The sequence below is a fragment of the Pseudomonas sp. RIT288 genome (assembly GCF_000631985.1).
In the GTDB taxonomy this organism is placed as follows: domain Bacteria; phylum Pseudomonadota; class Gammaproteobacteria; order Pseudomonadales; family Pseudomonadaceae; genus Aquipseudomonas.
In genome coordinates, this window is the sequence record NZ_JFYN01000005.1 from 96762 (window position 1) to 121819 (window position 25058).

At 60.6% G+C, this 25058-nt stretch carries 25 protein-coding genes; 11 read left to right on the forward strand and 14 right to left on the reverse strand.

The window, feature by feature from the left end:
• Positions 1-7 precede the first annotated feature (7 nt).
• From lptC to BW33_RS06425, 8 genes are all read left to right on the forward strand, one after another.
• Positions 8-580 (forward strand): LPS export ABC transporter periplasmic protein LptC, encoded by a 573-nt coding sequence (gene lptC, locus BW33_RS06390; protein ID WP_047597847.1) that lies wholly within the window; start codon positions 8-10, stop codon positions 578-580.
• The gene (gene lptA / locus BW33_RS06395) at positions 567-1112 is read left to right on the forward strand and encodes a lipopolysaccharide transport periplasmic protein LptA (protein ID WP_025109456.1); all 546 of its coding nucleotides are present in this window, start codon (positions 567-569) and stop codon (positions 1110-1112) included. Before lptC ends, lptA begins: the two co-directional genes overlap by 14 nt.
• Positions 1112-1837: an LPS export ABC transporter ATP-binding protein gene (gene lptB / locus BW33_RS06400; RefSeq protein WP_003221693.1), complete on the forward strand. Its 726-nt coding sequence runs from the start codon at positions 1112-1114 to the stop codon at positions 1835-1837. The genes lptA and lptB overlap by 1 nt, the downstream gene beginning before the upstream one ends.
• A 275-nt stretch (positions 1838-2112) precedes the next feature.
• Entirely contained in the window at positions 2113-3606 is a 1494-nt protein-coding gene (locus BW33_RS06405) for an RNA polymerase factor sigma-54 (protein ID WP_027610846.1), read from the forward strand.
• A gap of 73 nt (positions 3607-3679) precedes the next feature.
• Positions 3680-3988 (forward strand): ribosome hibernation-promoting factor, HPF/YfiA family, encoded by a 309-nt coding sequence (gene hpf / locus BW33_RS06410; RefSeq protein ID WP_025109458.1) that lies wholly within the window; start codon positions 3680-3682, stop codon positions 3986-3988.
• A 12-nt stretch (positions 3989-4000) separates the two neighbouring features.
• Positions 4001-4465 carry a PTS IIA-like nitrogen regulatory protein PtsN gene (gene ptsN, locus BW33_RS06415; protein WP_007967207.1) on the forward strand — a complete coding sequence of 155 codons (465 nt, stop codon included), beginning with the start codon at positions 4001-4003 and terminating at the stop codon, positions 4463-4465.
• Positions 4466-4467: 2 nt separating this feature from the next.
• A complete protein-coding gene (gene rapZ / locus BW33_RS06420) occupies positions 4468-5325 on the forward strand; it encodes an RNase adapter RapZ (protein WP_007967205.1) in 858 nt (285 codons plus the stop codon).
• A 15-nt stretch (positions 5326-5340) separates the two neighbouring features.
• The gene (locus BW33_RS06425) at positions 5341-5616 is read left to right on the forward strand and encodes an HPr family phosphocarrier protein (RefSeq protein WP_047597848.1); all 276 of its coding nucleotides are present in this window, start codon (positions 5341-5343) and stop codon (positions 5614-5616) included.
• 117 nt (positions 5617-5733) lie between these two features.
• Here the strand turns inward: BW33_RS06425 and BW33_RS06430 are convergent, their stop codons facing one another.
• The 6 genes from BW33_RS06430 to pmbA all read right to left on the reverse strand — a co-directional run bounded on the left by BW33_RS06430 (position 5734) and on the right by pmbA (position 11067).
• Entirely contained in the window at positions 5734-6627 is an 894-nt protein-coding gene (locus tag BW33_RS06430; protein WP_047597849.1) for a ZIP family metal transporter, read from the reverse strand.
• A 30-nt stretch (positions 6628-6657) separates the two neighbouring features.
• Complete coding sequence (locus BW33_RS06435; RefSeq protein WP_047597850.1) at positions 6658-7269, reverse strand: superoxide dismutase; 612 nt, start codon at positions 7267-7269, stop codon at positions 6658-6660.
• A 1-nt stretch (position 7270) separates the two neighbouring features.
• Positions 7271-7711 (reverse strand): hypothetical protein, encoded by a 441-nt coding sequence (locus BW33_RS06440; protein ID WP_007967199.1) that lies wholly within the window; start codon positions 7709-7711, stop codon positions 7271-7273.
• Between the two features lie 27 nt (positions 7712-7738).
• Entirely contained in the window at positions 7739-9115 is a 1377-nt protein-coding gene (locus tag BW33_RS06445; RefSeq protein WP_047597851.1) for a class II fumarate hydratase, read from the reverse strand.
• Positions 9096-9503 (reverse strand): hypothetical protein, encoded by a 408-nt coding sequence (locus BW33_RS06450; RefSeq protein ID WP_047597852.1) that lies wholly within the window; start codon positions 9501-9503, stop codon positions 9096-9098. The genes BW33_RS06445 and BW33_RS06450 overlap by 20 nt, the downstream gene beginning before the upstream one ends.
• 217 nt (positions 9504-9720) lie before the next feature.
• Entirely contained in the window at positions 9721-11067 is a 1347-nt protein-coding gene (pmbA, locus tag BW33_RS06455; protein ID WP_047597853.1) for a metalloprotease PmbA, read from the reverse strand.
• Between the two features lie 108 nt (positions 11068-11175).
• On the opposite strand from pmbA, the gene yjgA reads away from it, so the two are divergent.
• The gene (yjgA, locus tag BW33_RS06460) at positions 11176-11700 is read left to right on the forward strand and encodes a ribosome biogenesis factor YjgA (protein WP_007961589.1); all 525 of its coding nucleotides are present in this window, start codon (positions 11176-11178) and stop codon (positions 11698-11700) included.
• Between the two features lie 111 nt (positions 11701-11811).
• Here the strand turns inward: yjgA and tldD are convergent, their stop codons facing one another.
• From tldD to mreB, 8 genes are all read right to left on the reverse strand, one after another.
• Positions 11812-13254, reverse strand: coding sequence for a metalloprotease TldD (gene tldD, locus BW33_RS06465; protein ID WP_007961588.1), 1443 nt, complete (start codon positions 13252-13254; stop codon positions 11812-11814).
• Positions 13255-13258: 4 nt separating this feature from the next.
• On the reverse strand, positions 13259-14119 hold the full coding sequence (locus BW33_RS06470) for a carbon-nitrogen hydrolase family protein (RefSeq protein WP_047597854.1): 861 nt from the start codon (positions 14117-14119) through the stop codon (positions 13259-13261).
• Positions 14120-14251: 132 nt separating this feature from the next.
• Positions 14252-18055, reverse strand: a complete 3804-nt coding sequence (locus tag BW33_RS06475) for a YhdP family protein (protein WP_047597855.1) — start codon at positions 18053-18055, stop codon at positions 14252-14254.
• Between the two features lie 75 nt (positions 18056-18130).
• The gene (gene rng, locus BW33_RS06480; protein ID WP_047597856.1) at positions 18131-19588 is read right to left on the reverse strand and encodes a ribonuclease G; all 1458 of its coding nucleotides are present in this window, start codon (positions 19586-19588) and stop codon (positions 18131-18133) included.
• A gap of 58 nt (positions 19589-19646) precedes the next feature.
• A complete protein-coding gene (locus BW33_RS06485) occupies positions 19647-20243 on the reverse strand; it encodes a Maf family protein (protein ID WP_007961584.1) in 597 nt (198 codons plus the stop codon).
• Between the two features lie 44 nt (positions 20244-20287).
• Positions 20288-20779 carry a rod shape-determining protein MreD gene (gene mreD, locus BW33_RS06490; protein ID WP_007961576.1) on the reverse strand — a complete coding sequence of 164 codons (492 nt, stop codon included), beginning with the start codon at positions 20777-20779 and terminating at the stop codon, positions 20288-20290.
• Entirely contained in the window at positions 20779-21891 is a 1113-nt protein-coding gene (gene mreC / locus BW33_RS06495; RefSeq protein WP_081794182.1) for a rod shape-determining protein MreC, read from the reverse strand. Before mreC ends, mreD begins: the two co-directional genes overlap by 1 nt.
• Positions 21892-22032: 141 nt before the next feature.
• A complete protein-coding gene (gene mreB, locus BW33_RS06500) occupies positions 22033-23070 on the reverse strand; it encodes a rod shape-determining protein MreB (protein WP_002555108.1) in 1038 nt (345 codons plus the stop codon).
• Between the two features lie 211 nt (positions 23071-23281).
• Between mreB and gatC the strand changes: the two genes are divergently transcribed.
• Positions 23282-23569, forward strand: a complete 288-nt coding sequence (gene gatC, locus BW33_RS06505; protein ID WP_003221657.1) for an Asp-tRNA(Asn)/Glu-tRNA(Gln) amidotransferase subunit GatC — start codon at positions 23282-23284, stop codon at positions 23567-23569.
• A gap of 16 nt (positions 23570-23585) precedes the next feature.
• Complete coding sequence (gene gatA, locus BW33_RS06510; RefSeq protein ID WP_047597858.1) at positions 23586-25037, forward strand: Asp-tRNA(Asn)/Glu-tRNA(Gln) amidotransferase subunit GatA; 1452 nt, start codon at positions 23586-23588, stop codon at positions 25035-25037.
• The last annotated feature ends 21 nt before the right edge of the window (positions 25038-25058 follow it).

Sequence of the window (25058 nt, forward strand, 5' to 3'; positions counted from 1 at the left end):
CCAAACCATGTTTAGCAAAAAATTTCGCAACTTCCTGCTGTTCGGCTGTATCGCTGCCATGTTTGCGGCGGTCGGCTACTGGAACATCAGTCCTGAACGTTTCCTCGACAAACCTGTGGTCAAGGTCGAAGACACTGCCATCGACTGGTACGCCACCAATACGCATACCCTGCAATACCTGCCGGACGGCAAAGTGCAGTACGAAATGACCTCGGACAAGGCCGAACACCTGAAAGCGACGGATGTGACTCTGGTGACCAAACCTGACCTCAACATGTATCGCGGCACCGAGTTTCCATGGCACGTGACCAGCGAGCGCGGCGAAGTGAATCCGGACGGAACGCAGGTAGAATTGATCGACTCGGTACGCATCAAGCGCACCGATGAAAAGAAACGTGACACCCTGATCACCAGCACACGCATGACGGTGTTCCCTCAGCAGCAATATGCGCAGACCGAGCAACCCGTTAGAATCGACGGCGCTGGCGGTGTATCGACTGGCGTGGGAATGAAGGCGTATTTGAAGGAAAGCAGGATACACCTGCAATCGAACGTAAGAGGACAGTATGAGGCTCGTTAAAACCCTCCCTATTTTGCTCAGTCTGGGCGCAGCACTGGGAAGCGTGAGCGCCTGGGCTCTGCCGAACGATCAGCAGCAACCTATCCGCATTCAGGCCGACGACGCCCAACTGGACGACAAGAATGGCATCGCCACCTATAAAGGTGACGTGATCATCACCCAAGGCTCGATGATCGTTAAGGGCAATACGGTGACCATCACCCGTACCCCGACCGGTGATATCGACGTGGTGACCTCGGTGGGCAACCTTGCCTACTTCGAGCAGTTGCAAACCCAAGGTGACACCAAGCCTGTACAGGGCTGGGGCGTGACGATCCAGTACCACGCCGCGCAAAACCGCGTCGTGCTGATCGACAAGGCCAAGGTTGTCGACAAGGACAACAACACCACCCAGGGCGAGAAAATCGTCTACGACACGGTGAGAAAACTGGCCAGCGCCGGTCGCGCTACCGGCAACAAAGTCACCGAGACGCGTCCGCGCATCGACATGGTGATCCAGCCGAAGAAGAAAACCGACGAGAAAACCCAGTAATGGCAACTCTGAAAGCTCAACACCTGGCCAAGGCCTATAAAAGCCGCCAGGTTGTGCGCGACGTCAGCCTGTCGATCGACAGCGGCCAGATCGTTGGCCTGCTCGGCCCGAACGGCGCCGGCAAGACCACCTGCTTCTATATGATCGTCGGCCTGGTGCAGGCCGATCAGGGTCGCGTGCTGATCGATGATCTGGACGTCAGCCATCAGCCGATGCACGGCCGTGCCAAGGCCGGTATCGGCTATCTGCCGCAGGAAGCGTCGATCTTTCGCAAACTGTCGGTGGCCGACAACATTATGGCCATCCTCGAAACCCGCGCGGAACTCGACAAGGCCGGTCGTCGCAAGGAACTGGAAAGCCTGTTGCAGGAATTCCACATCAGCCACATCCGCGACAACCTCGGCATGAGCCTGTCCGGTGGTGAGCGCCGCAGGGTGGAAATCGCCCGTGCCCTGGCGACCGCACCGAAATTCATCCTGCTCGACGAACCGTTCGCCGGTGTCGACCCGATTTCGGTCGGCGACATCAAGCAGATCATCCATCACCTCAAGGCCAAGGGCATCGGTGTACTGATCACCGACCACAACGTGCGTGAGACCCTGGATATCTGCGAAACCGCCTACATCGTCAACGACGGTCAACTGATCGCCGAAGGCGATGCGGCGACCATCCTCGCCAACGATCTGGTGAAGGAAGTGTACCTGGGCCACGAGTTCCGCCTCTAAGCGGATAGTGCCCGGTGAGCCGCCCGGGCGCTGTATCGATTCAAGCAGGATTTGATACGCTTTAATTGTTACAGCGCTCCAGGCAAACACGTCGCTTCAAAGGTGTTCACCGCTCGCCAGAGCAATGCGTCAATAAAGTTTTCTATCTTTTTATTGTTACAGCGCTCTAGGCAAACACTTCAGTTTCAGGCATATAATTTGCTTAAGTTTGGCGCTCCGGCGCCCTGTAGTGGATGGCGCATGCGCGCCGGCGAATAAGGTGTTAAGCCCCTGCCATGAAACCATCGCTAGTCTTGAGAATGGGCCAGCAGCTGACGATGACACCGCAGCTGCAACAGGCCATCCGCCTGCTCCAATTGTCGACCCTGGACCTGCAACAGGAAATCCAGGAGGCCCTGGAATCCAATCCGATGCTCGAACGCCAGGAAGAAGGCGACGACTTCGACAATACCGATCCTTTGGCCGACAACGCCGAACAAAAACCCAACACCGACATTCAGGAACCGTCCTATCAGGAAGCCGCCCCGACGGTGGACAACCTGGAGGATGGCGAATGGAACGAGCGTATTCCCAACGAGCTGCCAGTCGACACTGCCTGGGAAGACGTCTACCAGACCAGCGCCAGCAGCCTGCCCAGCAGCGATGACGACGAGTGGGACTTCACCACCCGCACCTCCGCCGGGGAAAGCCTGCAAAGCCATTTGCTGTGGCAATTGAATCTGGCGCCGATGTCCGACACCGACCGCCTGATCGCCGTGACCCTGATCGACTGCATCAACAATCAGGGCTACCTCGACGAAACCCTCGAAGAAATTCTCGACGCCTTTGATCCGGAGCTCGACATCGAGCTGGACGAGATCGAAGCCGTTCTGCACCGCATCCAGCAGTTCGAACCGGCAGGCATCGGCGCGCGCAACCTCGGCGAATGCCTGTTGCTGCAACTGCGTCAGCTCCCGGCCAAGACTCCGTGGCTCAACGAAGCCAAGCGTCTGGTCAGCGATTACATTGACCTGCTCGGCAGTCGCGACTACAGCCAGTTGATGCGGCGCATGAAGCTCAAGGAAGACGAGCTGCGTCAGGTCATCGAACTGGTGCAAAGCCTCAATCCGCGCCCGGGCTCACAGATCGAATCGACCGAAGCCGAGTACGTGGTGCCCGACGTCATTGTGCGCAAGGACAACGAACGCTGGCTGGTCGAGCTGAATCAGGAGTCGGTGCCCCGTCTGCGGGTCAACGCGCAGTACGCCGGTTTCGTCCGTCGCGCCGATACCAGTGCCGACAACACTTTCATGCGCAACCAGTTGCAAGAAGCACGCTGGTTCATCAAGAGCCTGCAAAGCCGCAACGAAACCCTGATGAAAGTGGCCACCCAGATCGTCGAGCATCAGCGCGGCTTCCTGGAATATGGCGACGAAGCCATGAAGCCATTGGTCCTGCACGATATCGCCGAGGCAGTCGGCATGCACGAATCGACGATTTCCCGGGTCACCACACAGAAATTCATGCATACCCCACGGGGCATTTATGAACTGAAATACTTTTTCTCCAGCCACGTCAGCACCTCCGAAGGCGGCGAATGCTCGTCCACAGCGATCCGCGCGATCATCAAGAAACTGGTTGCGGCGGAAAATCAGAAAAAGCCATTGAGTGACAGCAAGATCGCTGGTTTACTGGAGGCACAAGGCATTCAGGTGGCTCGCCGCACCGTCGCCAAGTACCGTGAATCCCTCGGGATCGCGCCTTCGAGCGAACGCAAGCGGTTGATGTAAGCCACGTTACAGCGTTCCAGTGGCAGGCTCTTCGGCCTGCCGCTTTATGCACTGGCAACGAAGGAGAAGCTGTATGCAAGTCAACATCAGTGGACACCAACTGGAAGTGACCGAACCTCTGCGCACCTACATCAACGAGAAACTCGAACGATTGGAGCGCCATTTCGACAAGATCACCAACGTGCAGGTCACGATGTGCGTCGAAAAGCTCAAGCAGAAAATCGAAGCCACCTTGCATATTCCCGGCAGCGAAGTGGTCGCCAACGCAGAAGATACCGACATGTACGCTGCGATCGACTCACTGACCGACAAGCTGGATCGCCAACTCAAAAAGCATAAGGAAAAGACCCAGAGCCTCCTTCAGGGCGCGACGGGTCGTTAACACCCCCAACCCATGATCCGACTTGAAAGTATCCTGACCCCCGGCCGTTCCCTGGTGAACGTGCCGGGCGGCAGTAAAAAGAAAGCCCTCGAACAGATTGCCAACCTGATCGCCCGCGAAGTGCCGGATCTGGAGATGCAAGATGTCTTCGAAGCGCTGATCGCCCGTGAGAAACTCGGTTCCACCGGTTTCGGCAACGGCATCGCCATCCCCCACTGTCGTCTCAAAGGCTGTGAAGCGCCTATCAGCGCTTTGATGCATCTTGAGGCGCCCATCGATTTCGATGCAATCGACGGCGCGCCGGTTGACCTGCTATTCGTCCTGCTGGTCCCGGAAGCCGCCACCGATGCTCACCTGGAATTACTGCGCCAGATCGCCAGCATGCTCGACCGCAAGGAAGTGCGCGAAAAACTGCGCAGCGCACCGAGCAATGAAGCCTTGTATCAGGTCGTCCTGAGCGAGCAGAACGGTCACTAATCATGCGTTTGATCATCGTCAGCGGCCGCTCCGGCTCGGGTAAAAGTACCGCCCTGAATGTTCTTGAGGACAACGGCTACTACTGCATCGACAACCTGCCGGCCGGTCTTCTGCCGGAACTCGCCGAACGCGCCCTGATTCATACCGAGCTGGCTCAGCCGTTGGTGGCTGTGTCGATCGATGCGCGAAACCTGCCGAGTCATTTGTCACGCTTCCCCGAGTTGCTGGAAGAAGTCCGCGCCCGACACATCCAGTGTGATGTGCTGTATCTGGATGCCGACGAAGAAACCTTGCTCAAACGCTTCTCGGAAACCCGCCGTCGCCACCCCCTGAGCACCGCCAACCGTTCACTGGCCGAAGCGATCGAAGATGAAACCGCCCTGCTCGGCCCGATTGCCGACCTGGCCGATCTCAAGGTCAACACCACCAATCTGAATCTGTACCAGTTGCGCGACACCATCAAACTGCGCCTGCTGAACCAGCCGGAGCCGGGTACGGCGTTTCTGGTCGAATCGTTCGGTTTCAAGCGCGGCATGCCAGTGGACGCGGATCTGGTGTTCGACGTGCGCTGCCTGCCCAATCCGTACTGGAAGCCTGAATTGCGCGCGCAATCCGGACTCGACGCACCGGTCGCCGAGTACCTGGCGACGCAGCCGGAGGTCGAGGAGATGTTCCAGGACATCTACGGCTACCTGAATAAATGGCTGCCACGCTTTGCGGCAAGCAATCGCGCCTATGTCACCATTGCCATTGGCTGCACCGGCGGGCATCACCGCTCCGTTTACCTGACCGAACGCCTGGGTCAGGCCCTGCAGAAAACCCTGAAGAACGTCCAGGTTCGCCACCGCGACCTCACTTAAAGGATTCACACCGCGATGCCTGCTCTGGAAATCGAAATCATCAATAAACTGGGCCTGCATGCCCGAGCGTCGGCCAAGTTCGTTGGCGTGGCGGGCCAGTATCCCGATTGCACCATCAGAGTAGGCCGCACACCGGAAACCACGGTGGATGGCAAAAGCATCATGGCGATGATGATGCTGGCTGCCGGCAAGGGCACCAAAATCTATCTGAGTACCGAAGGCCATCAGGCACAGGAAGCGCTGGATGCGCTGGTGGCGTTGATCAACAACTACTTCGATGAGGGTGGTTGATCGTTAAAAGATCAAAAGATCGTCCGAACGCGGCCCGAACCTGCGGCAGCTCCTACATTGGAATGCGTTCACTGTAGGAGCTGCCGCAGGTTCGGGCCGCGTTCGGACGATCTTTTTTCAGCCCAACGCCGTATCCATCACCATCATCAGACAAAACCCGATCAACAAGCCCAGGCTGGCCAGCTTGTCATGCCCATGACGGCGCGATTCCGGGATGACCTCGTGAGTCACCACCAGCAACATCGCCCCCGCCGCCAGTGCCAATCCCAGCGGCAATAGCAGCTCCGCCAGACTGACCAGCCAGGCGCAGAGTAGCGCAAACACCGGCTCGACCAGCCCTGACGCCGCACCGATCAAGAACGCTCTGACCCGCGACATTCCCGCTCCCGCCAGTACCAGCGCAATCACTAACCCCTCCGGCACATCCTGCAAGGCGATGCCCATCGCCAGACTGTCGGCATCCGGCATGCCGCCGCCAGCAGACACCCCCACCGCCATGCCTTCCGGAATGTTGTGGGCAATGATGGCGAAGACGAACAGCCAGATCCGCGGAGGAATCACCGGGTGCTCGGGGGTACCGACGAGCATTTCCGGTGAAGCGCCGGACAGTTTCAGATCCACCAGATACAAACCGAATGCACCGAGCATGATGCCGAAGCAGATCAGACCGCTGGCGGCCCAAGGTGTCAGGCCCAGACTTTCGGCGGCGGCTATGCCCGGCACGATCAGCGAAAACGCGGTCGCCGCCAGCATCACGCCGGCGCCGAAACCCAGCAGCGTATCGCTGAGCCTCTGCGGCATGCGCCGGATCACCAGCACCGGTACCGCGCCGAGCGCCGTGCCAAGGGCGCAGATCGCGCCACCCTGCAAAGCCCGCGACAGTTTCGGCTGCAGATCCAGCCATTCCAGCCCGTGCGCCGCCAGCAAGGTTATGCCCGCCAGCAGCAACAGCGAACCGACCGCGTAACGAAACATGCGTCCACCGCCAATCGCCAGTGTTTCAGTGCCCATAGTCAGCCTTGGATTGTTTTTATAGATGACTTAAACCAGCGCAGCCTGATAACGCGCGGCAACTTCAGGCCAATTGATCACGTTGTAGAACGCGTTGATGTATTCCGGACGGCGGTTCTGATAACGCAGGTAGTAGGCGTGCTCCCAGACGTCCAGACCGAGAATCGGCGTATTGCCGTTCATCAACGGGCTGTCCTGATTGCCGCTACTTTCCACGACCAGTTTTTTCTCCGGGGTGACGCTGAGCCAGGCCCAGCCACTGCCGAAACGGGTCAGCGCGGCTTTGGTAAAGGCGTCCTTGAAGCTGTCGAGACCGCCGAGTTGGTCATCAATCGCCTCGGCCAGCGCGCCGTCCGGCCTGCCACCGCCGTTGGGCACCATGACTTCCCAGAACAACGAATGGTTGGCGTGGCCGCCACCCTGGTTGATCACCGCCGCGCGAAGCTTTTCCGGCAACTGCTGGACGCTGGCGACCAGTTTTTCTACCGGCCATTCGGCGTACTCGGTGCCTTCGACGGCGGCATTGAGGTTGTTGATGTAGGTCTGGTGGTGCTTGGTGTAGTGGATCTCCATGGTTTGCGCATCGATGTGCGGTTCAAGGGCGTCGTAGGCGTACGGCAAGGCAGGCAAGGTAAAAGCCATTTCAGTGGACTCCATGGTGATGTGAGGCTGACGCGCGGCGTGCATTGCCGGTGTCCGGGTGCAGCAGGCGCTGGGTGCGCGGGTATTCGCCGTGTTCGCTGATGAAATTCAGCAGTTCGACGTAGGTCTTGCTGCTCTGGCGCAGCGCCGCTTCACGCAGGGCCGGGCGCAGGCGCTCGTCCTGCATGGTCTGCAACAGCCGTTGATGAATCGCGCAGAGGTACTCGGCGCTCTCCTCCGGCTGATTCAGGCGCAAATGCAGATCCGCCAGGTTGTGGTGGGAGATGACGCAGGCCGCCACCGCTTCGTCGGCATCCGCCCAGCGTTCGAACAGCACTTGCGCCAGGGCCAGGGCTTGCAGATAAGCCTCGCGGGCATCAATCAGCTCGCCCAGCATGAAGCAACGATTGGCCCGTTCGATCGTGCGTTTCCAGTGCTCCATGGTGAGCCTCCAAAGCGGTTGCGGGGTTTACACGCCGCCGGCGGTAAGTTTCTCGGGATTGAGCAACTCTTCCAGTTGGCTGCGCGACAGATCGGTGTGTTCCAGCGCGACGTCGATCACCGGACGCCCCTGTTTGTAGGCCTGCTTGGCGATTTCCGCGGCTTTCTGGTAGCCGATGATCGGGTTGAGCGCGGTCACCAGGATCGGGTTGCGCGACAGCGCTTCCTTGAGCCGCGACTCGTTGACCTTGAAGCTGGCAATCGCCTTGTCACCGAGCAGGCGGCTGGTATTGGCCAGCAATTCAATGCTGCTCAGCAGGTTCTGGGCGACGATCGGCAGCATCACGTTCAGTTCGAAATTGCCCGACTGGCCGGCGATGGTGATCACCGAGTCGTTACCGATGACTTGCGCAGCGACCATCGCGGTGGCTTCCGGGATCACCGGATTGACCTTGCCCGGCATGATCGACGAACCCGGTTGCAAAGCTTCCAGCTCGATTTCACCGAGGCCGGCAAGTGGGCCGGAGTTCATCCAGCGCAGGTCATTGGCGATTTTCATCAGCGACACGGCGGTGGCCTTGAGCTGGCCGGAGACGGCGACGGCGGTGTCCTGCGAGCCGATCAGCGCGAACAGATCCTTGCCCGGAGTGAATTGCACATGGGTCAGTTGGCTCAGCTGGCGGCTGAAACGCGCGGCGAACTCCGGATGCGCATTGATCCCGGTGCCGACCGCCGTACCGCCCTGCGCCAGCGATTGCAGGCTCGGCAGCAAGTCCTGCAGATGACCGATGTTGGCCTTGAGCTGCTGCGCCCAGCCATTGAGCACCTGGCTCATGCGCACCGGCATCGCGTCCATCAGATGAGTACGACCGGTTTTGACGTGGTGATGCACCTGTCCGGCTTTGTTTTCGATGACCTGCACCAGATGCAACAGCGCCGGCAGCAGCTGTTCATGCAGGGCCAACGCCGCGCTGACATGGATGGTGGTCGGAATGATGTCGTTGCTGCTCTGGCCGCAGTTGACGTGATCGTTCGGGTTGACCGGCTCGCCGAGCAGGCGGCTGGCGAGGGTCGCGATCACTTCGTTGGCGTTCATGTTGGAGCTGGTGCCGGAGCCGGTCTGGAAGATATCCACCGGAAAATGCTGCATGAAATCGCCTTCGAGCAGGCCTTGGGCGGCGTCGCTGATGGCCTTGCCTTGCGAGGCGCTGAGCTGGTTGAGCTCGACGTTGGCCCGCGCCGCGGCGGCTTTGGCGAGGATCAGCGCGCGAATGAATTGCGCTGGCATCGGTTTGCCGCTGATCGGGAAGTTATCCACTGCGCGTTGGGTCTGCGCGCCGTAGAGAGCGTCCACCGGCACCTGCAGTTCGCCCATGCTGTCGCGCTCAATACGTGTCTTGGTCATCGGTAAATCCTTGGACTAATTCAATGAGAGGAATCGAGGGAAGCAATTCGCAGGTCGCCAATTGCCAGGTGTAGCGCTGCCAGCGCCGGAGCCGGCAGTTGCACAGAGAGAGGCGTTCCATTTCACGCAACGGCCGCCAGGCTTGATCGAGGCACAGGCTGCGCCAGTGCCAGGGCAAGGCGATGTCGCTGGCCGTGTCCAGCAGCAGACGGAAGGAGGTTTCAGCGATGGTCCACGGGGAAGTCGCCGTGCAGCAGGCCAGATAACGGCCTTCGGCCAGGTAGTGTTCGATCAGGCGCGGTTCGTCAGGATCCATCGCGCAACGGATCTGGCGACTCATCCAGCGCCAGCTTTCAAGGTACGGCTGCTCGTGCAAGGCAGAACTCATGATCCGCGACTCATTCGGAAATGAGATTTATTATTAGATGATAATGAGAACCAAAACAAGAGTGCTGTGTAGGAGCTGCCGCAGGCTGCAATCTTTTGATTTTGCTTTTCAAACACAGGATCAAGAGATCGCAGCCTGCGGCAGCTCCTACAGGGCGGGCATGAAAAAAGGCGCGCCACCCGATGAGGTGACGCGCCTTTTTGGTGACGGTTGGGGCTTAGCTACCCGCCACCGTCATCCGCTCGATCAACACCGAGCCAGTGCGAATATTGCTGCGCAGCTCCAGATCATTACCGACTGCAACGATCTGTTTGAACATGTCGCGCATATTGCCGGCGATAGTCACTTCCTGCACCGCGAACTGGATTTCGCCGTTCTCGACCCAGAACCCCGCCGCCCCACGCGAATAATCGCCGGTGACCATGTTCAAGCCATGGCCCATCAACTCGGTAACCAACAAGCCACGGCCCATGCGTTTCAACAGCGCTGCCTGGTCTTCATCACCGTGAGTGACGAACAGGTTGTGCACGCCACCCGCGTTGGCGGTGCTCGGCATGCCGAGTTTGCGCCCGGAATACGTGCCGAGGATGTACGACACCAACTCGCCCTTCTCGACGAACGGTTTGGCGTAGGTGGCCAGACCATCACCGTCGTACGAGGCGCTGCCCATGGCGCGCATCAGGTGCGGACGCTCATCGATGGTCAGCCATTCCGGAAACAGCTTCTGCCCCAGCGTGCCTTCGAGGAACGACGACTTGCGATACAGACTGCCGCCAGACACCGCCGACAGGAAACTGCCGAACAACCCGCCCGCCAGCTCGGCGGAAAACAGCACCGGCACTTCGCAGGTCGGTACCGGACGCGCGCCCAGACGGCTCGCGGCGCGTTGCGCGGCACGCTGGCCGATGCTCACCGGATCCGCCAGCAGACTGCCCTGACGGTTGACGTCATACCAGTAATCGCGCTGCATCTGGCCATCGGCTTCGGCGATCATCACGCAGCTCAGGCTGTGCCGGGTCGATGCGTAACCACCGATGAAACCGTGGCTGTTGCCATACACACGGCAGCCCTGATGGGTGCTGAGGGTGGTGCCGTCGGCGTTCTTGATCCGCGCATCGGCGTCGAACGCCGCGGCTTCACAGAGCAACGCCTTCTCGATGGCCTGCTCCGGGGTGATGTCCCATTCGTGGAACAGATCGAAATCCTGCACATCCCTGGCCATCAGCGCGGCATCGGCGAGACCCGAAGCTTCGTCTTCAGAGGTGTGTCTGGCGATCGCCAGTGCGGCGGCAACGGTTTCGCGAATCGCGTCCGGCCCGGTGGCGGAGGTGCTGGCCGAGCCTTTGCGCTGGCCGACGTACAGGGTGATGCCAAAGCCCTGGTCGCGGTTGAACTCGACCGTCTCGACCTCACGCTGGCGCACCGACGTCGACAAACCCTGCTCCAGTGACACCGCGACTTCACAGGCACTGGCGCCCTGACGCTTGGCTTCGGCGATGATCTGCTCGACCTGCTCCTGCAGTGCCGGCAATGCTTGCGGGCCGACGCTTTGAACTGCACTCATGCTCATCTCCACTCAAATTCTGCTTTCGGCTGGGGTCATCGAGCGACCGGGCCGGACAAGCGGCCCCCGACTGGTTATCATGGCGGCGTTTCTTTGCGGACTGCCACCATGGTTGATTCTTACGACGACTCCCTCGATACGGGAGAAAAAAGCAAATCTCAGGTCAAACGCGAGCTGCATGCTCTGGTTGACCTTGGCGAGCGCCTTACAACACTCAAGCCCGACTTGCAGGCAAAACTGCCATTGACCGACGCCTTGCGCCGGGCCCTGGCCGATGCGCCGAAGCACACCGCGAACATCGCGCGTAAACGGCACCTGCAGTTCATCGGCAAACTGATGCGCGATCAGGACACTGACGCGATTCTGGTCCTGCTCGATCAACTCGATGCCTCCACCCGTCAGTACAACGAGCGTTTCCACAACCTCGAACGCTGGCGTGACCGCCTGATCGCCGGTGACGACGCCGTGCTGGAGAAGTTCGTCGTCGAATACCCCGACGCCGATCGCCAGCAATTGCGTTCCCTGATCCGTCAGGCTCAGCACGAGGTTGCGCACAACAAACCTCCTGCTTCCAGCCGCAAGATCTTCAAGTACATCCGTGAGCTGGACGATACCCAACGCGGTCTGCGTTGATACTCGCCCCTGTAGGAGCTGCCGCAGGCTGCGATCTTTTGACTTTGATTGTTAAAAGCAAGATCAAAGGATCGCAGCCTGCGGCAGCGCCTACAGAGGATGTTTGCATCCTTATGCGCCCGTACCACCCACGGTAATCGCATCGATTTTCAGCGTCGGCTGACCAACACCCACCGGTACCGACTGCCCGTCCTTGCCACACGTGCCCACACCGCTGTCCAGCGCCAGATCGTTACCGACCATCGACACCCGGCTCATCGCCTCGGGACCGTTGCCGATCAACGTCGCGCCCTTGACCGGCGCGGTGATCTTGCCGTCTTCGATCAGGTACGCCTCGCTGGTGGAGAACACGAACTTGCCGCTGGTGATATCGACCTGACCGCCGCCGAGGTTGGCGCAGTAGATGCCCTTCTTCACCGAAGCGATGATTTCCGCCGGATCGCTCTCGCCGCCGAGCATGTAGGTGTTGGTCATGCGCGGCATCGGCAGATGCGCGTAAGACTCGCGACGACCGTTGCCGGTACGGGCCACGCCCATCAGGCGCGCGTTGAGTTTGTCCTGCATGTAACCCTTGAGCACGCCGTTCTCGATCAGCGTGGTGCACTCGGTCGGGGTGCCTTCGTCGTCAACGCTCAGCGAGCCGCGGCGACCACTCAACGTGCCGTCATCGACAATGGTGCAGAGCTTGGAGGCGACCATTTCGCCCATCCGCCCACTGTAGGCGGAACTGCCCTTGCGGTTGAAGTCGCCTTCCAGACCATGACCGACCGCTTCGTGCAGGAGCACGCCGGACCAACCCGAACCAAGGACGACAGGCAAAGTGCCGGCCGGTGCCGGAATCGCTTCCAGATTCACCAGCGCCTGACGCAGCGCTTCCCGGGCATAGCCCATGGCGCGGTCTTCGGCGAGGAAATAACGGTAGTCGGTCCGCCCGCCGCCGCCATGTCCGCCGCGCTCGCGACGGCCATTCTGCTCGACGATCACGCTGACGTTGAAACGCACCAGCGGACGCACGTCAGCGGCGAGGCCACCATCGGTGGACGCCACCAGAATCCGCTCCCAGACCCCGGCCATGCTCACGCTGACCTGCTGAATCCGTGGATCGAGGGCACGAGTAGCGACGTCGATGCGCTTGAGCAGCTCGACTTTCTCGGCGCGGCTCAGCACTTCCAGCGGATTGTCCGGCGCATACAACTGCGCGACATCCTGAGTGCTGAACGCTTGCACCGTGCCGTTCTGCCCGGCGCGGGAGATCGAGCGGGCGGCACGGGCCGCAGCGCCGAGGGCTTCGAGGGTGATCGCATTGCTGTAGGCGAAACCGGTTTTCTCACCGGACTGCGCACGCACGCCAACACCCTGGTCGAGGTTGAAGCTGCCTTCCTTGACGATACCGTCTTCCAGCGACCATGACTCGGAGATCTGACCCTGGAAATACAGGTCGGCAGCATCGATGCCCGGGCCTGCCAGGTCACCGAGCACGCCTTGCAGGCTCTCGATGGTCACGCCGCCGGGCGCCAACAGGTGATCACTGACTGAGGACAACAACTCGCTCATAGGTTTACGCCTTAAATTCATGTTCTGAAGCAGGCCGCTGGGCGCCCTGCGAGAAAAACCGCCGATGACGGGTCACCGGCATTCGCGCCCTGATAGACGCTTGTTCATCACTGTCGCGTGCGGCCAACAACACCGCTTCGCCTTGATCCTGATGCGCCAGCACACGGCCCCACGGATCGATAATCGCCGCATGACCGAAGGTCTCACGCGGTCCCGGATGGGTCCCGCCCTGCGCTGCTGCCAACATGTAACACTGGGTCTCGATGGCACGGGCGCGAATCAGCACGTCCCAGTGCGCCGCCCCGGTCACTGCGGTGAAAGCCGACGGCGCGGTGATCAACTCGGCACCGGCGGCGCGCAGCTCACTGTACAGCTCTGGAAAGCGCAGGTCGTAACACACCGTCAGGCCAACTCGGCCAACCGGCGTGTCTGCCACCACCACGCCACTGCCATAAGCATAGTCATCGGACTCGCGATACCGCCCGCGATTGTCCGCCACATCGACATCGAACAGGTGCAACTTGTCATACCGCGCTACGATTTCGCCCTGATCGTTGACCAGCAGCGAACAGGCGTGGGACTTGGCGTCCGGCTGCCCGAGCGGTGGCAACGGCAACGTGCCGGCCACTATCCATAACTTGAGGTCGCGGGCGGTCTGTTTCAACCATGGCAGGATCGGCCCTTCGCCGAGCGCTTCGGCACGGCCGATGTCGGCGATGTCGCGACGGCCCATGGCGGCGAAGTTTTCCGGCAGCACCGCCAGCTGCGCACCGCCAGCTGCGGCCTGTTCGAGCAGGCGTCGAGCCTGCGCCAGATTGGCCAGCACATCACTCTGGCTGACCATTTGAATCACCGCTAAAGACATGGCCGCTCCTCAGAATCCGCACATAACCGTGTAGGCGCTGCCGCAGGCTGCGATCTTTTGATCTGGCTTCCGATAAAAATCAAAAGATCGCAGCCTGCGGCAGCTCCTACATAGGGGATAGCGTCATGCTACTCAAAAAGGCTTGTCGAAGGTGATTTTCGGCTCTTTCCACGGGCCTTTGACGGTGTACTTGACGCTGGCGAAGCGTGCCACGCGGTCGCCGATCAGCTTGTCGATCAGGAACAACGCCCCGCCGACCGCCGGCGCGCCGACGATCAACGCGGCAATCGGCAGGTTGTTGGTCACCGGCAAGGTCACCAGCAACTTGGCGTCGACCTTATCGCCGACCAGATCCAGCGTACCGTCCAGCTCAAGATTGCTCGAAGGACCGGTCAGACGAATCGGCTCGCGGGTGATATACACGCCGTTATTTGCCACCAACAGGCCCTTGACCCGATCGTAGCTCAAGCCTTTGCCGAACAAATCGGAGAAGTCCAGACGCAGGCGGCGGCCGATGGAGTTGAAGTTGAGCAGACCGAACACTCGCAACGCCTGCGCGCCGCCCTCCACTTCAACGAACTGACCTTTATTGAGCGAGGCATCCAGCGTGCCGGAGAAGCGCTTGGTCGCCAGCCATGCCGGCGAGCCCGGCCAGCGGCCATCGACATCCATGTGGAATTCTTCACTGGTCACGCTCGGCGCAAAGCCCCAGCCCTTCAGCACATCGGCGAGGTTCTTGCCGCTGATCCGGCCCTTGAACCAGCTGTTGGTCGAACCCGGCGCCCCTTCCCAGCCGCCATTGCCCTGCAACAGGATGCCCTTGAGGCCCATGTCCAGATTGTTCAGGGCGATGCCTTTGGCCGTCGGGCGAACCTTGAGCGACCAGCCGCCCACCAGATCCGGGCCGAGGAACAACTGATTGATGGTGATATCCAGCGCGGGAATTTTCGTCGGGTCGACCGAAACCAGCGGATCGGGCGAATTCTCGTCAGCCTGCACCGTCGGATCCGGTGCCGGCAGGCGTACGTATTGCAGATTGACCGCAATCGGCGCGCCTTTGGCATCCGGCAGGCTGGCCGAACCCTTGGCCTGCTGGCTGTCGAGCGCCAGATTCCACGCCCATGGCTTGCGATTGACCTGTACCGCAGCCTGATCCAGCGTGGTGCCGAATGCCGTGAGCTTGCCCACCTTGAAGTCGGCACTGTTGAGCAGTTGTTTGGCGCTGCCACCCGGGTCGTTGCCGGCGTATTTGCTGACCAGATCCTGCCACGGCGCGACGTCCAGCTCCGACAGCACACCGCGAATGCGCAAGCCCTTGGCCTCCGGCAGAACCGCGTCGCCCGTACCGAGGAACAACTCGCCTCGGCCATCGGCGATATTGTTCGGCGGCGCGGCGAAGGCGAAGCTTGCCAGTTGATCGTAGCTGACCCAGTAACGCCGCTCCGCGCCTTGCAACGTCATGCGGAATACCGTGTCACGCCCTTGCTCGGCCGACATGCCGAACGGTGCCGGCAGATCCACCGCCACACCTTTCATGCTGGAGCTGACCGTCAGCTGACTGTCAGTGCCGTCGAGGTTGACCTGCAACTGATAGGGAATGGTCCCGGACACCGGCAACGGCTGAGTCACGCCCAGCCAGTCAGTGAGTTTCTTGACCTCGACCTGCCCGGAAGCCGCGACCCGAGTCTTGAGCTTGTTCGGGCGGCCATCAGCGAAAATCTGTGCGGTCACGGGCTTGTCGAAAGCCCTGGCGGCGATGTTCTGCCCACTCAGGCCCTTGGCACTGTCGAAGCGAAAATCACCCTTGAGCTGACTCAGTTCCAGCTTCGGCTCAGCCAGTTTCAGGCGCGCATTGGCGGTCTTGAAGTCAACGAGGATCTTCGGCAGATCGCCCTTTTCCAGCGGAATGTCGAGTTTGACCTTGCCCTGCAGATCGCCCTCGCCTTCCCAGCCGGCAAAGGTTTCGCCGGTGCCGATCGGCGCGGTCTGGAGAATTTTCAGGCCATCGCCCAGCCCGCCGGCAAATCCGCCGTCCAGCAACAGATGGGTAGGTTGCCCGGCCGGCACATGGGGAATGTTGACGAAGACGTCACTGACCTGAGTGTCGAGCAACTGGCCCTTGTCGGCCACGATGCGCACGCCGCTGTCCTCGATGAACACATCGCCGCTGACCTTGCTGACATGCGGCCAGCCCGGCTGGAACGCCAGTTCGGCGTCATGCACCTTGAAGAACAGGCTGATGCTGCGATCCACGTCCTTGGCGTTTTTGCTCAGCGACCCCTGGTACTGGAAGAAGCCTTGATCCACGGCGCCCTTCAGGATCGCTGTACGCAGCCACTCGTCGAGGGCCGGGCTCAGGACTGCGGGCAGGTATTTGGCGGTGTAGCGACCGTCGCCATCGACCAGACCGACGCGCAGGTCCATGTAGTCTTCCTGGCTATGGTCGAAGTGCAGGCGAATCAGGAAGTCGCCGGCAATCCTGCCCTCTTCGCCCAGCACTTTCAGGTAAGGCGCGATCAGGGTGAAACCTTCTTTATCGAGCTTCCAGGTCAGTCGGGCATTGGCCTGAATGTATTGCCATGGCTTGGCGAAGATCGGGTCGAGGTGCAGGACGAAATCCTTGCTGTCCAGGCGCAACTCGCCGCCGTCGAGGTTGCCGCTGAGGCTGCCACTGACATTTCGCGCCGCCGGGGCACCGTGATAGGCATCGAAACCGACATTATCGAGGTTGGCAGCAAAGCCGAATTTCGAGCCGTCGGTGGCGTTGGGACGAAAATCCAGCAGCACGTTGCGCAGTCCGCCCGTCACCTTCAGGTGGTCGACGACCGTGGCGACGCTTTCGGGCAATGGCCCCAGCGCATTGAGCAGCGGCGTGATCGGCGTCAGATCGAGGCGGTCGGCCTGCAAGTGCCATAGCTCATCGGTTTTATCGGTGGCCACCGTCTGCTTGAGCTGCACACGGGATTCCCAGCGGGTCTCGCCAAAGTTCATCGCCAGCGAATCGAGAGTGACAATCGCGCCCTCGTCATCCCGCTGGTAATAGCCGTTGAGCGCCAGATTGCTGATCTTGATCGGCTTGCGCTCGGCATAAGCGCCGGTCACCTGTGGTGCGTTCAAACGGAGGGCGGCGCTTTGCAGAGCGCCGTCGTTCCAGTTCACCCACAACTCGCCGCCAGCCTTGATCTCGGAAAAATTCCACTGCTGGGTCACACGCTCCGGCAGCCACTTTGACCAGTCGCTTTGCGGCAGGCTGACGTAACCCTCCACCGAACTGTCCGGCAATTGAGAGGGGCGAATCCGCGTACGCAGGCTCATCGCCACCGGTTGCCCGTCGGGCAAGGTCAGACGAGCATCGAGACGCTGACGGCTGCTGCCGGTTTTCAGATTGAGGCCGACGTAGGTAAAGGTCATCGGCGCCTGATCCAGCGGCTGCACGGTCACCTGACTGTCGAGCACCGACAGTTGCTGAACCATCTGCGAGCGCTTGAACAATTGCTCGGGATCAAGCGGCTGGTCGTTCTGCACCGGCAGGCCTTCCAGCGCCCAGGTGCCGTCCTGCGCTTCCTTGACGCTGATCTTCAGGCCGTTCAGTTCCAGATGGGCGATGCGGACTTCACGCGCCAGCAGACTGGCCCAGAGATCAGGCACCACGCGCACCCGATCCAGACGCAAGGCATTGGCGCCGTCACCGACCATCACGTCATGGGCCAGCAGAATCGGTGCGAAGCCGCTCCAGTTGCCTTCCAGTTCGCCGATCTGCAACGGCATGCCGAGCGCAGCCGTGGCCTTGTCTTCGATATCGGTGCGGTATTCCGCCACCAGCGGCGCCAGTTCCCGACCGAGGCTGACGTACAACGCCATCAACACCAGGACCAACGCGCACAGGCCCAGCCCCCAGCGGGTCAGTGCGGCCAAAATGCGTGTCAGACGCTCCATGTCAGTTGGCTCCCATGGCAAAAAAACTACTAAAAGCTGAGGCCAGCCGTTGTGGATTAAATGTGCTGCAGGGGTTCAGAGCAGCACCACGTCATATTGTTCCTGCGAATACATGGTCTCGACCTGAAAGCGTATGGTGCGGCCAATAAACCCTTCAAGCTCGGCGACGTTACCGGATTCTTCATCGAGCAAACGGTCCACCACTTTCTGGTTCGCCAGCACCCGGTAACCCTCAGCCTGATAGGCGCGGGCTTCGCGCAGAATCTCGCGGAAAATCTCGTAACAGATGGTTTCCGGGGTCTTCAGCTTGCCACGCCCCTGGCAACTGCTGCACGGTTCGCACAGCACTTGCTCAAGGCTTTCGCGGGTGCGCTTGCGGGTCATCTGCACCAGGCCCAACTCGGTGATGCCGATGATGTTGGTCTTGGCGTGATCACGTTCGAGCTGTTTTTCCAGGGTGCGCAGCACCTGGCGCTGATGCTCTTCATCTTCCATGTCGATGAAGTCGATGATGATGATCCCGCCCAGATTGCGCAGGCGCAGCTGCCGGGCAATCGCGGTGGCGGCTTCGAGGTTGGTCTTGAAGATGGTTTCTTCGAGATTGCGATGGCCGACAAACGCGCCGGTGTTGACGTCGATGGTGGTCATGGCTTCCGCCGGATCGACCACCAGATAACCGCCAGACTTGAGCGGCACTTTGCGTTCGAGGGCTTTCTGGATTTCGTCTTCGACGCCATACAGGTCGAAAATCGGCCGCTCGCCCGGATAGTGCTCCAGACGATCGGCGATTTCCGGCATCAGTTCGGCGACGAACTGCGTGGTTTTCTGGAAAGTTTCCCGGGAATCGATGCGGATTTTCTCGATCTTCGGGCTGACCAGATCGCGCAAGGTGCGCAGGGCCAGACCGAGGTCTTCGTAGATCACACTCGGCGCGCCGATGGTCTTGATCTGCGCATTGATCTGATCCCACAGACGGCGCAGGTAGCGGATGTCCATGAGGATCTCATCGGCCCCGGCACCTTCGGCGGCGGTACGCAGGATGAAGCCACCGGCCTCCTTGATCCCTTCCTTGGCCACACAATCGCTGACCACCTGTTTGAGGCGCTCGCGCTCGGCTTCGTCTTCTATTTTCAGGGAAATGCCGACGTGGGCGGTGCGCGGCATGTACACCAGATAACGCGACGGAATCGACAACTGCGTGGTCAATCGCGCACCTTTCGAGCCGATCGGATCCTTGGTCACCTGCACCACCAGGCTCTGACCTTCGTGCACCAGCGCGCTGATGCTTTCCACCGCCTGGCCTTCGCGCAGGGAGATTTCCGAGGCATGGATGAATGCCGCACGATCCAGACCGATGTCGACGAATGCCGCCTGCATGCCCGGCAGCACCCGGACAATCTTGCCCTTATAGATGTTGCCGACGATCCCGCGTTTTTGCGTGCGCTCAACGTGGACTTCTTGCAGCACACCGTTTTCGACCACCGCCACGCGCGATTCCATCGGCGTGATGTTGATCAGAATCTCTTCACTCATGGCAGGGTCTCGTTCAGGCATGTTCACGATAATGGCCGCATCTTGATTCGTACGACGCTCATTGCGCGTTCAGGTTTTGCCAACAGGGTATGCCGAAATGGCCCAACAGTTCTGCGGTTTCGCAAACCGGCAGCCCGACCACGGCCGAATAGCTGCCATTGAGCCCGGCGACAAACACCGCGCCGAGGCCCTGAATGCCATAACCACCGGCCTTGTCCCGGGGTTCGCCACTGGCCCAGTAGGCCGCAGCTTCTTCGCGGCTGATCGGCCGGAACCGCACCAGACTGCGCACCACGCGCGACTCGCAACGCTCGCCTTCGAGCACGGCGATGGCGGTCAGCACTTCATGCTCCTTGCCGGATAACATCATCAGCATGGCGCATGCGTCGGCTTCGTCCACCGGTTTGCCAAGAATTTTGCCATCGAGCACCACCGCAGTGTCCGCGCCCAGAACGCAAAACGCCGCGTCGGACACCCGCGTGCGTCGACCGGCCTCGGCCTTGCCACGCGCAAGGCGTTCGACATAGGCCGAGGGCGACTCTTCAGGGAGCGGGGTTTCATCGATGTCCGCACTGATGGCGGAGAACGGCACGCCGATCTGCGTGAGCAACTCACGCCGACGCGGCGAACCAGAGGCGAGGTAAAGCGGCTTCATCAAGACATCTCCCTTGTCGAGGTGCGGGCACATGCCTGACCGAATCAGTTGATTTTGTAGCGCCGGCGCAATCCACGCAAAGCGAAGCTGACCCAAGGCCAGAGCAAGGCACTGACCAATGCCGGCAGTACCAGCGCCAGGGTTGGCTGACGGTTGCCAGTCAAGGCACTGAGCCACAATTGAACCAGTTGGGCGAGGCCGAAGATCACCAGGATCACCAGGCACTGCTGCCACATCGGAAACATCCGCAGGCGCTGCTGCAAGGACAGCACGAGGAAGGTGATCAGCGTCAGGATCAAGGCGTTCTGGCCGAGCAGATCACCCTGCAGCACGTCTTCGGCCAGCCCCAGGCAGAACGCAGTGACCATGCCGACCGTATGCGGCATGTACAACGCCCAGAAAGTCAGGAGCAAGGCCAGCCACAGCGGGCGGAGGATTTCCATGAACATCGGCAGCGGTGAAACACTGAGCAGGATGCCGACGACAAACGTCAGCCAGACAATCCAGCCGTTACGCGAAGCAGTAGCCCCGACCATTATTCTTGCCTCCCGGTATTGGCCGGCGCAGTGGCGGGCGGTTTAGCCGCCGGTCGCGCAGCCGGCTGGGATGCTGGCGGCTTGCTCGCCGCCGCTGGCTTGGCCGCAGGTTTGGCCGGCGTAGTGCTAGCCGCGGCAGCTGGAGCTGGAGCGGCCGGTGCAGCGGGTGTTGCCGCCGCTGCCGGTGCGTTGACGACTTTCGGCACCGTGGCCGGAAGCATCGGGCCACCGCCCTGTGCATCAAGATTTTCCTGGGCCTGGGCCGCATCGTTGGCGCGCTCTTCAGCGGTGCGGTTGTCACTGAATACCAGCAGCAGATAACGGCTGCGGTTCAACGCAGCGGTCGGCACCGCGCGGACAATCGCGAACGGCTGGCCGGAATCGTGGATGACTTCCTTGACCGTCGCCACCGGATAACCGGCCGGGAAGCGCTGACCGAGGCCGGAGCTGACCAGCAGATCGCCCTCCTTGATGTCAGCGGTATCGGCAACATGCCGCAGTTCCAGACGTTCCGGGTTGCCGGTGCCGCTGGCAATTGCCCGCAGACCGTTACGGTTCACCTGGACAGGAATGCTGTGAGTGGTGTCGGTCAGCAGCAGTACACGGGAGGTGTACGGCATCAACTCGACCACCTGGCCCATCAGGCCGCGTGCATCGAGCACCGGCTGACCGAGCACTACGCCATCGCGCTCACCTTTATTGATGATGATGCGATGGGTGAAGGGATTGGGATCCATGCCGATCAACTCGGCCACTTCGACCTTTTCGTTGACCAGTGCGGAGGAATTGAGCAACTCGCGCAGCCGCACGTTCTGCTCGGTGAGGGCGGCAAGTTTCTGCATGCGCCCCTGCAACAGCAGGTTCTCGGTCTTGAGTTTTTCGTTTTCGGCGACAAGCTCGGTGCGGCTGCCGAACTGACTGGCGATCCCTTCCCACAGCCGTCCGGGCAGGTCGGTGATCCAGTAGGCGTCCATCAACACCAGCGACGCTTGTTTGCGCGCGGGTTTGAGCAGGTCGAAGCGGGCATCGACCACCATCAGCGCGACCGACAGCACGGCCAGCACCAACAGGCGCACACCCAACGAAGGGCCTTTGGCGAAAAGCGGTTTAATAAGCCGCTCCTCCCAGGCAAATGTTCTGTTTATTCATACGGCATCAAACCGGCCTGGATGAAGACTGACAGAAGATAAACGCCAACAGGCAGCACTGCAAAGTGCTGCCTGTGCGCTCACCCACGTATTGCAAACCGGCGCTTATTCGCTGGAGAGCAGATCCATGGTGTGCTTGTCCATCATTTCCAATGCACGGCCACCGCCGCGAGCAACGCAGGTCAGCGGATCTTCGGCAACGATCACCGGCAGACCGGTTTCCTGGGCCAGCAACTTGTCGAGGTCACGCAGCAGTGCGCCACCACCGGTCAGCACCAGGCCACGCTCGGCGATGTCGGAAGCCAGTTCCGGCGGCGATTGCTCCAGCGCGCTTTTCACGGCCTGAACGATGGTAGCCAGAGACTCTTGCAGAGCTTCCAGCACTTCGTTGGAGTTCAGGGTGAATGCGCGTGGAACGCCTTCGGCCAGGTTGCGACCGCGAACGTCGACTTCGCGAACTTCGCCGCCCGGGTAGGCCGTACCGATTTCCTGCTTGATACGCTCGGCAGTCGATTCACCGATCAGGCTGCCGTAGTTGCGGCGCACATAGGTGATGATCGCTTCGTCGAAGCGGTCGCCGCCCACGCGGACGGATTCGGCATAGACCACACCGTTCAGGGAGATCAGCGCAATTTCAGTGGTACCACCACCGATATCGACGACCATCGAACCGCGTGCTTCTTCAACCGGCAGGCCGGCACCGATCGCTGCAGCCATTGGCTCTTCGATCAGGAACACTTCACGGGCACCGGCGCCAAGGGCCGATTCACGGATGGCACGACGCTCAACCTGGGTGGATTTGCATGGAACGCAGATCAGCACACGAGGGCTGGGCTGCAGAAAGCTGTTTTCGTGAACCTTGTTGATAAAGTATTGCAGCATCTTTTCGCAGACGCTGAAGTCGGCAATCACACCGTCCTTCATCGGACGAATGGCAGCAATGTTGCCCGGCGTACGGCCGAGCATGCGCTTGGCCTCGGTGCCGACAGCGACGACACTTTTCTGGTTACCGTGTGTCCGAATGGCCACAACCGATGGCTCATTCAGGACGATACCGCGCTCGCGCACGTAAATAAGGGTGTTGGCAGTGCCCAGGTCAATGGAAAGATCGCTGGAAAACATGCCACGCAGTTTCTTGAACATGGGAAAGGGACCCTAGGCAACGCGTGGGTAAAAAAGTGCGGCAAACTCTAACAACGACAGGGATTTTGGGCAAGGCGCCAATATGTTAAATTGGCCGCTTTTCTGTGCACCAAGCCCCACAATCGCGGCCTTATGACCGTAGAAGTGCGGTAGTGTTCCGACAATCTAACACACGGACGCCGTCCGTTCTGTTTTCCACTGGAGAATCCCGATGGCGCTAGAACGCTCCGACGTGGAAAAAATCGCACATCTGGCCTGCCTTGGCCTGAATGATGCCGATCTTCCGCACATTACTTCCGCCCTCAACAGCATTCTCGGGCTGGTCGACGAAATGCAGGCCGTCGATACCGACGGTATCGAGCCTTTGGCCCACCCGCTGGAAGCCAGTCAGCGCCTGCGCGCCGACGTCGTGACCGAGACCAATCACCGCGAGGCCTATCAGTCCATCGCACCAGCGGTCGAAAACGGCCTGTATCTGGTTCCGAAAGTCATCGACTAAAGGGAAAGAGCCTGCAATGCATCAAATGACTCTGGCCGAGATCGCCCGCGGTCTCGCCGATAAAAAGTTTTCCTCCGAAGAGCTGACCAAAGTCCTGCTGGCGCGTATTACCCAGCTCGATCCGCAGCTCAACAGTTTCATCAGCCTCACCGAAGAGCTGGCGCTCGAGCAGGCGAAAGCCGCCGACGCGCGCCGGGCCAACGGTGAGAGCGGCGCCCTGCTCGGAGCGCCGATCGCCCACAAGGATCTGTTCTGCACCCAGGGCATCCGCACCAGCTGCGGCTCGAAGATGCTCGACAATTTCAAAGCGCCGTACGACGCCACCGTGGTTGCGAAACTGGCCGCTGCCGGCGCCGTGACACTGGGCAAGACCAACATGGACGAATTCGCCATGGGTTCGGCCAACGAGTCGAGCTGGTACGGCGCGGTGAAAAACCCGTGGAACCTGGAACACGTGCCGGGCGGTTCATCCGGCGGTTCGGCGGCGGCGGTTGCCGCGCGTCTGTTGCCGGCGGCCACGGCCACCGACACCGGCGGTTCGATCCGTCAGCCGGCGGCGTTCACCAACCTGACTGGCCTGAAACCGACCTACGGTCGTGTTTCGCGCTGGGGCATGATCGCTTACGCCTCCAGCCTTGATCAGGGCGGCCCGTTGGCGCGCACGGCTGAAGACTGCGCAATTTTGTTGCAAGGTATGGCCGGGTTCGACCAGAACGACTCCACCAGCATCGATGAGCCGGTTCCGGACTACTCCGCCAGCCTCAACACTTCGCTGCAAGGCCTGCGCATCGGCGTGCCGAAGGAATACTTCAGCGCCGGTCTCGACCCGCGCATCGCCGAACTGATCCAGAACAGCATCCAGGAGCTGCAGAAGCTCGGTGCCGTGATCAAGGAAATCAGCCTGCCGAACATGCAGCACGCGATTCCTGCGTACTACGTGATCGCCCCGGCCGAAGCTTCCTCGAACCTGTCGCGTTTCGACGGCGTGCGTTTCGGCCATCGCTGCGAGAACCCGGAAAACCTGATCGACCTGTACAAACGCTCGCGCGGCGAAGGCTTCGGGCCTGAAGTCCAGCGCCGGATCATGGTCGGTGCCTACGCGCTGTCCGCCGGTTACTACGACGCCTACTACCTGAAAGCGCAGAAGATCCGTCGTCTGGTGAAGAACGACTTCATGGCGGCCTTTAATGAAGTCGACATCATCCTCGGCCCGACCACGCCGAACCCGGCCTGGAAGCTCGGCGCCAAGAACAGCGACCCGGTCGCTGCCTATCTGGAAGACGTCTACACCATCACCGCCAACCTCGCGGGCCTGCCGGGCCTGTCGATGCCGGCCGGTTTTGTCGACGGTCTGCCGGTTGGCGTGCAGTTGCTCGCGCCGTATTTCCAGGAAGGCCGTTTGCTCAACGTTGCCCACCAGTATCAGTTACACACTGACTGGCACACCCGCACCCCGCAGGGGTTTTGAAACTGCTGCGCTCGGTAATGC

What these genes read in the sequence shown, in the direction of transcription:
- lptA (WP_025109456.1), top strand. Translation starts at nt 567, where the DNA reads ATGAGGCTCGTTAAAACCCTCCCTATTTTGCTCAGTCTGGGCGCAGCA.
- mreB (WP_002555108.1), bottom strand. Translation starts at nt 23,070, where the DNA reads ATGTTCAAGAAACTGCGTGGCATGTTTTCCAGCGATCTTTCCATTGAC.
- rapZ (WP_007967205.1), top strand. Translation starts at nt 4,468, where the DNA reads ATGCGTTTGATCATCGTCAGCGGCCGCTCCGGCTCGGGTAAAAGTACC.
- lptC (WP_047597847.1), top strand. Translation starts at nt 8, where the DNA reads ATGTTTAGCAAAAAATTTCGCAACTTCCTGCTGTTCGGCTGTATCGCT.
- gatA (WP_047597858.1), top strand. Translation starts at nt 23,586, where the DNA reads ATGCATCAAATGACTCTGGCCGAGATCGCCCGCGGTCTCGCCGATAAA.
- BW33_RS06475 (WP_047597855.1), bottom strand. Translation starts at nt 18,055, where the DNA reads ATGGAGCGTCTGACACGCATTTTGGCCGCACTGACCCGCTGGGGGCTG.
- gatC (WP_003221657.1), top strand. Translation starts at nt 23,282, where the DNA reads ATGGCGCTAGAACGCTCCGACGTGGAAAAAATCGCACATCTGGCCTGC.
- mreD (WP_007961576.1), bottom strand. Translation starts at nt 20,779, where the DNA reads ATGGTCGGGGCTACTGCTTCGCGTAACGGCTGGATTGTCTGGCTGACG.
- BW33_RS06440 (WP_007967199.1), bottom strand. Translation starts at nt 7,711, where the DNA reads ATGGAGCACTGGAAACGCACGATCGAACGGGCCAATCGTTGCTTCATG.
- yjgA (WP_007961589.1), top strand. Translation starts at nt 11,176, where the DNA reads ATGGTTGATTCTTACGACGACTCCCTCGATACGGGAGAAAAAAGCAAA.
- BW33_RS06405 (WP_027610846.1), top strand. Translation starts at nt 2,113, where the DNA reads ATGAAACCATCGCTAGTCTTGAGAATGGGCCAGCAGCTGACGATGACA.
- BW33_RS06445 (WP_047597851.1), bottom strand. Translation starts at nt 9,115, where the DNA reads ATGACCAAGACACGTATTGAGCGCGACAGCATGGGCGAACTGCAGGTG.
- BW33_RS06435 (WP_047597850.1), bottom strand. Translation starts at nt 7,269, where the DNA reads ATGGCTTTTACCTTGCCTGCCTTGCCGTACGCCTACGACGCCCTTGAA.
- BW33_RS06470 (WP_047597854.1), bottom strand. Translation starts at nt 14,119, where the DNA reads ATGTCTTTAGCGGTGATTCAAATGGTCAGCCAGAGTGATGTGCTGGCC.
- BW33_RS06425 (WP_047597848.1), top strand. Translation starts at nt 5,341, where the DNA reads ATGCCTGCTCTGGAAATCGAAATCATCAATAAACTGGGCCTGCATGCC.
- BW33_RS06450 (WP_047597852.1), bottom strand. Translation starts at nt 9,503, where the DNA reads ATGAGTTCTGCCTTGCACGAGCAGCCGTACCTTGAAAGCTGGCGCTGG.
- lptB (WP_003221693.1), top strand. Translation starts at nt 1,112, where the DNA reads ATGGCAACTCTGAAAGCTCAACACCTGGCCAAGGCCTATAAAAGCCGC.
- ptsN (WP_007967207.1), top strand. Translation starts at nt 4,001, where the DNA reads ATGATCCGACTTGAAAGTATCCTGACCCCCGGCCGTTCCCTGGTGAAC.
- hpf (WP_025109458.1), top strand. Translation starts at nt 3,680, where the DNA reads ATGCAAGTCAACATCAGTGGACACCAACTGGAAGTGACCGAACCTCTG.
- rng (WP_047597856.1), bottom strand. Translation starts at nt 19,588, where the DNA reads ATGAGTGAAGAGATTCTGATCAACATCACGCCGATGGAATCGCGCGTG.
- pmbA (WP_047597853.1), bottom strand. Translation starts at nt 11,067, where the DNA reads ATGAGTGCAGTTCAAAGCGTCGGCCCGCAAGCATTGCCGGCACTGCAG.
- BW33_RS06430 (WP_047597849.1), bottom strand. Translation starts at nt 6,627, where the DNA reads ATGGGCACTGAAACACTGGCGATTGGCGGTGGACGCATGTTTCGTTAC.
- BW33_RS06485 (WP_007961584.1), bottom strand. Translation starts at nt 20,243, where the DNA reads ATGAAGCCGCTTTACCTCGCCTCTGGTTCGCCGCGTCGGCGTGAGTTG.
- tldD (WP_007961588.1), bottom strand. Translation starts at nt 13,254, where the DNA reads ATGAGCGAGTTGTTGTCCTCAGTCAGTGATCACCTGTTGGCGCCCGGC.